The organism is Marisediminitalea sp., assembly GCF_984433645.1.
Genome location: NZ_CFIDRX010000090.1, coordinates 1 through 6,444 on the forward strand (window position 1 = coordinate 1; position 6,444 = coordinate 6,444).

Annotated in this window: 4 protein-coding genes; 3 read left to right on the forward strand and 1 reads right to left on the reverse strand. The window is 51.1% G+C overall.

What is annotated here, in order from left to right; genetic code table 11:
- On the reverse strand, positions 1-1,990 hold a 1,990-nt coding region (locus AC4MRN_RS12400), incomplete at its 3' end, for an ABC transporter permease subunit (RefSeq protein ID WP_491203442.1).
- 140 nt (positions 1,991-2,130) lie between these two features.
- Between AC4MRN_RS12400 and AC4MRN_RS12405 the strand changes: the two genes are divergently transcribed.
- The 3 genes from AC4MRN_RS12405 to ppx all read left to right on the forward strand — a co-directional run bounded on the left by AC4MRN_RS12405 (position 2,131) and on the right by ppx (position 6,366).
- A complete protein-coding gene (locus AC4MRN_RS12405) occupies positions 2,131-2,640 on the forward strand; it encodes a glycine cleavage system transcriptional repressor (RefSeq protein WP_073320107.1) in 510 nt (169 codons plus the stop codon).
- 124 nt (positions 2,641-2,764) lie between these two features.
- Complete coding sequence (gene ppk1, locus AC4MRN_RS12410) at positions 2,765-4,837, forward strand: polyphosphate kinase 1 (protein ID WP_073320110.1); 2,073 nt, start codon at positions 2,765-2,767, stop codon at positions 4,835-4,837.
- The gene (ppx, locus tag AC4MRN_RS12415) at positions 4,834-6,366 is read left to right on the forward strand and encodes an exopolyphosphatase (RefSeq protein ID WP_073320113.1); all 1,533 of its coding nucleotides are present in this window, start codon (positions 4,834-4,836) and stop codon (positions 6,364-6,366) included. The genes ppk1 and ppx overlap by 4 nt, the downstream gene beginning before the upstream one ends.
- Positions 6,367-6,444 lie beyond the last annotated feature (78 nt).

Consider the following 6,444-nt stretch of genomic DNA (forward strand, 5'->3'; position numbering starts at 1 on the left):
CGGTAAGCGCACGCAAACCGGCAAACAAGTCCCAATCGGCAATGGGCGTGTTGCCCGTTACCATTAATACAATCATGGTTTCGCCAAAGGCGCGTCCGAACCCCAGCATGATTGCCGCCATGATGCCCGGAAACGCCACGCGCAACACCACCCGGCGTAAGGTTTGAAGACGTGTCGCGCCCAGCGCATAAGAGGCTTGTCGCAGGCTGGCGGGTACACCGCTAATGGCGTCTTCGGCCAGCGAATAAATACTGGGAGAAATAGCAAATCCCAATGCAATGGCGACCAGAATAGTGGTTTTACCTACCGGCACACCGGTGGCGTCGGTAATGAAATCAAAGTCATTGACTTCCAGCAGGTAGAACAACAACTGCGGCGCCCATTCGATGCTGATGTAACCGAGTCCGACAATCCCTAACACCGGCAGCACCAGTTCTGCCACGTTGCGAACTTCTGACGGCAAATTGCGCGCTACCTTGTGCTGCACAAACGCAATCAACAACAGGCTAAACGGCACGGTAAATAAGAATACCGCGAACGAAAATAAAAAACGTTCAGCCAGAGGCGCCAGCCAAATGGCAGCTATAAAACCAATGAGCACCGACGGAATGGCTTCGAGCATTTCAATCGCCGGCTTCATATTGTCGCGCACTTTAGGGCGAGCAAAATACGCGGTATACACCGCCGCGCCCAGTGCGAGCGGTATGGCAATCAACAACGCCAGCCCCGACGCCTTAAAGCTACCAATTAGCAGCGGTACCAGGTTCATTTTGGTTTCCTGATAATCCGTTGCACTGGTGGTTTGCCAAAGCTGATCTGCCTCTTTGTACCCCTCGTAGATCTGCGGCGTCAGTAAGCTGTCTGCGGTACTGAGTCCGGCAAGGTGTTGAATGCGAAGTTTGATCATGACTGCATCGGAAAACACATAAGCCCGGTTATCGAACCAGCTCACGCCTGTTGGCTGAATTGGCAACCCGCGTCGCTCTACAATTTCGCCAGTTACCCGATTAATAAGCAGTAGCTGTTGTTGATTGGTCACCATGGCCAGGCCATTCACACTGGCATGCGGGTAAATGGCCACAGGTTGTTCCTGCTTGCGCAACGCAAGTACGTAAGTGCGCTGATAGCGCAGCGTGCCTTTGTCGTTAAACACCGTGTAGCGACTCACCGTGCTGTCGGGGTGGGTAACAAACAGCGAGCGGTTTTTCACAAAGGTAAACACTTTATCGACTGCTTTGGTGAGGGAAATCTGGTTTATCTGCTGATGTTTTTCATTGTAAAAGCGCAGTTCTCGATCGCGTATCTGCAACACTTGTTTGCTGTCGGGCAGCAACACAACGGGGTGTGATGAAGGCAAGGTATGGCGCATGATATTCGCCGGGTCCTGACGATTCACCCACTGAATTAATTGCGACTGTGCGGTATTCACCACCATGATCAGCCATTGTTCACCAACGCCGAGCGTCCAGTCTGTGTGTTCGGCCCACACCGCTTCGGGGATCGCAAATGAAAGCTCGCTGGCCAGAGGCGTACCGAACGACCCCAGGGTCTGAGCTGTGCCGACCGTTGGCACGGGTAATAATCGCACTTGCCCGCTGGTAGAAATATCCACCGCATAGGGCTGTCCCTGCACTTGCAAGGTGGTAAGTGTGTGGCTACAAGGACGGCGAATGGATTGGCGGGCAGTCAGGGTATCGGCTTCGAGCCTGGCCAGAGTCAAACGGCATCCGGGTCCATCAATAATAGCGGCCTGACCACTGTCCATATCACCGACATATAAGTAGCGACCAGACGGTAACACCGGGATTTCGGTCTGAATGTCAGCGTCGGGCGACATCGCAATGCTGGCCGCTTGCGAGAACAAATGCCATATAAGAATAACCATGGTCAGCAGCACGATTCCGCCAAAACCACTGATAATGACGCGCGCAGCAGTGTCCCGGCGGCGACGTTTTTTCAGTACAGATCCCTGCTCAGCTGCTACATTCATTATCCAGAGTCATGATTTGGCTTAAATTGCACTGCTCAGCAGTGTAAGTTGTGATATTTTAAGATCAAGAGAAACTTATAAATACCTGACTTCGTCGCGCTTTTTTTCGACGACGCAGAACAACTCACAGGAGTGAATGCATGAAGCCTGTCATCATCACTGTAATAGGTAAAGATCGCCCCGGTTTAGTCGATGCGGTGGCGAAAAAGGTGTATCAGTTCGGTGGCAACTGGCAAGGCAGTAGCTTTGCTCATATGGCCGGACAATTTGCGGGTTTTGTGGAAGTACTGGTGCCGGCCGAACAACATCAGGCGCTCATTGACGCGCTGAACACGCTGGACGGATTACAAGTGCAGTCGCAATCGGTTACCGATACGCTGGAACAGCCCGACGAAATGCTGCGCATTGAGGTGATGGGTAATGACCGCGCCGGCATCGTGCAGGAGCTTACCAATGTACTGCATGGCTTTAATCTCAACATTTTGCACTTTGCGTCGACCTGCGAAAGCGCGCCTAACTGGGGCAGTCAGATGTTTAAAGCACAGCTGCGCGTTGGCGTGTCGGCCGACCTGGATCGCGACGATTTGCAGGAAGCGCTGGAAGCCGTTGCCAACGACCTGGTTGTAGACATTACCACAACCCTGTCGTAGGGCTTGTTACCCGCGGCCATTGCCAGCCAAACACTGGCCGCAAAAATTTGTTTGCGCCGTCAACATGCTGTCACACTTCGCTGGCATGTTAACGCGTTTTGATCGCTGAATAATTGATGTAATTATGGAATCGACTGATCTTTATTATCCCAAAGAACTGAGCTGGCTGGCGTTTAACGAACGCGTATTGCAGGAAGCCGCCGACAAGAATAACCCCGCCGTTGAGCGCATTCGCTTTTTGGGCATCTATTCAAACAACCTGGACGAATTCTTTCGGGTACGGGTTTCTGACGTAAAACGGCAAATCATTATTGCCCAGAATGACGGCAACGAACTGGAAGCCCAGCACCAGCGTAAACTACTGGAACAAATCCAGCAGAAGGTGATGGCGTTGTCGAAGAAGTTCGACACTATCCACAAAGATGTGGTGAAAGCGCTGGCTCGCTACAATATTTACATCCTGCAAAAGCACGAGCTGACAGACTATCAACGCGAATGGGTAAGGAATTACTTTATAAACAAAGTCCTTCGACACATCGCGCCTATTCTGATTGATAAGAAAACGGACCTGCTCAGCCGACTGAACGGCAATGCCGTGTATCTGTATGTGGCTCTGCGTCGCGAAGGACGTAGTCCAAGATTCGCGGCTGTACAGGTGCCAACGGGCGAAGTGCCACGTTTCTTCTTAATACCGCCTCAGCGCAGCCGCAAGAACAAGCACATCATTTTGCTCGACGATATGATCCAGCTCTCCATGGAAGATATCTTCCGTGGTTTCGTGAAATTCGACACGCTGGAGTCCTACTCATTTAAAATGACCCGCGACGCAGAATACTCCATTAACGACGAAATCGACGAAAGCTACGTGGAGAAAATGTCTGAGAGTATGAAGCAGCGCCTGATTGCCGAGCCCGTTCGGGTGATCCACGATCAGGACATGCCAGAAGACATGGTAGAGGACTTACAAAAGCGTTTAAAAGTCACCAAGCTCGATACCCTGCATTCTGCCGGTCACTACCGTAACTTTAAAGACTTTATTGGCTTCCCTAACCCGGGTCGTGAATACCTTGAACACCCGCCGTTACCGGCCATCGACACGAAAGACTTCTCGGCCTACAACACGGTATTCGACGCCATCAGCGACCACGACATATTGCTGTACTATCCGTATCACCGCTTCCTGCACTTTACCGAGTTTGTGCGTCAGGCCGCGTTTGACCCTAATGTGAAGTCGATTCGGATTAACATTTACCGGGTAGCCAGCCATTCTCGTATTATCAGCTCGTTAATTGACGCAGTAGATAACGGCAAGAAAGTCACGGTAATCGTTGAGCTGCGCGCCCGTTTTGACGAAGAAGCCAACATTGAATGGTCGAAGCGTATGACCGACGCAGGCATTCGCGTGGTACTGGGTGTGCCGTCGTTAAAAATTCACTCCAAGCTGTGTATTGTGTCGCGTGAAGAGCGCGGCAAACTTATGCATTACGCGCACTTCGGCACCGGTAACTTCAACGAGAAAACCGCGAAAATCTATACCGATTTCAGCTTGTTTACCAAAAACCAGGAGCTGGCCGAGGAAGGCAACGCTGTGTTCGACTTAATTTCGAACCCGTACCGCCGCTACAAGTTCCAGCATCTGCAAATATCACCGCTGAACGCCCGTACCAAAATTCAGTCGTTGATCCGTCAGGAAATCCAATACCTGAAAGAAGGCCACAAAGCCGGCATTACGTTTAAGATCAACAATCTGGTCGACAACGAACTGATTGACGATCTGTACCGCGCGAGCCAGGCAGGCGTGAAAATCCGCGGTATCGTACGCGGTATGTGTAGCTTGCGTCCGGGCATTAAAGGTCTGAGTGAAAACATCAAAATCATTTCGGTAGTAGACCGCTTCCTGGAACACCCCCGGGTGATGATTTTCAATGGCGGCGGCAACCGCAAAGTGTACATCTCGTCGGCTGACTGGATGATGCGTAACATGGACAACCGTATCGAGGTGGGTGCACCGGTTTATGACGATGCGCTCCAGCAACGCATTGTGGATATTATGGAAATTCAGTTCCGCGATACCATGAAAGCCAGAGAGATCGACAAGGAACAAGTTAACCAGTATGTTAGACGTGGAAATCGCAAAAAGCTGCGCTCTCAGGAAGAGATTTATGACTACCTTAAACAGCTAGAAGAGAAGAAATGAGTCCAGACCCTTCGTCATTTGCCAGCGTAGAAAGTCGTGAAGCCAGTAAAGTGGCCGCGCTTGATATTGGCTCAAACAGTTTTCACCTGGTGGTTGCCCGCATCGTTGCAGGCTCAGTGCAAATCCTTCACCGAGTGAAACAAAAAGTCAGACTGGCGGAAGGGTTAAACGAAGACAACGTGCTGCAAGGCGAAGCCAAGCAGCGCGGGCTGGATACCTTAAAAATCATTGCTGATTCGTTAAAAGGGTTTGAACCTGACTCGGTTCGCATTGTAGCGACCCACACTCTTCGCCGGGCGGTGAATGCCAAAGAGTTTATTGAAGAAGCACTGCAAGTGCTGCCCTACCCCATTGAAGTGATTTCCGGTACGGAAGAAGCCCGTCTTATTTACTCTGGGGTAGCGCATACCAATCACGACGCGGGTAAACGTCTGGTAGTTGACATCGGCGGCGGCTCTACTGAATTCATTATTGGTGAAGGCTTATCGCCTTTACTGCTGCGCAGTTTACAAATGGGTTGCGTTAGCTACACCCAACGCTTTTTTGCTAATGGCGAACTGAAAGCCAAAGCGTTTGACAAAGCCATCACCGCTGCCGAGCAAGAAATGGAACCTATTGAGGAGCGCTACCGCCGGTTAGGCTGGCAGCGCTGTATCGGCACTTCCGGTACCATTAAGGCCATTTACAATCTGGTTCAGCAGACTCAGAAAGAAGGCGAGCATGATGTGCCGGTAACGCTGAAGGCGTTAAAGTCGCTAATGAAACAATTCATTGAAGCTGGCCATATCGACAAGCTCAATTTCCCGGAAATGACCGAGGACCGACGCCCGGTCATTCCCGCCGGTTTGTGCGTACTGATTGGCTTATTCAAGGCGCTCAAGATTGAAGCGTTGGAATACTCCCCTGCCGCTTTGCGGGAAGGCGTGCTGTATCAGATGGAAGATGAACTGCACAACAGCGATATTCGCAGTCGCACCGCCAGCAGCCTTGCGACCCGTTACGATGTCGACATCGATCAGGCAAACCTGGTACTCAACACCACTCTGACCCTGTTTAACCATTGTCAGAAGGCGTGGAAGCTGCGTCACCCTGACTATCGCGCTATTTTAGGCTGGGCGGCGTTGTTACATGAAGTCGGCTTTCAAATTAACACCCGCGGCGTACAGCGCCATTCAGCCTATATCCTTCAAAATGTAGATATGCCCGGGTTTAATCAGGCTCAACAGGAATTATTAGCCACCCTGGTGCGTTTCCATCGCAAGAAAATACGCATTGCCGATATTCCGTCGTTTACCCAATACGACAAAGAAGACGTGTACCGTTTGATTGTGATGCTGCGACTGGGCGTGCTGTTAAACATAAAACGCCAGGAATCATTCTTGCCTGAGTTTGAAGTTGACGTCGAAAAAGACAAACTCAGTGTGACCTTTCCAGCAGAATGGCTGCCGTCAAAACCCATCATGACGGCCGACCTGGAACGCGAAAAAGGCTATCAGTCAGCTGTGGGTATTGAGCTGGACGTTTCCTAAGATAATGTCATCCCGGACTTGTTCCGGGATCTTCGGGACGACGGATGGGAATATCGCTGGAGCGATTTCGGGACGACG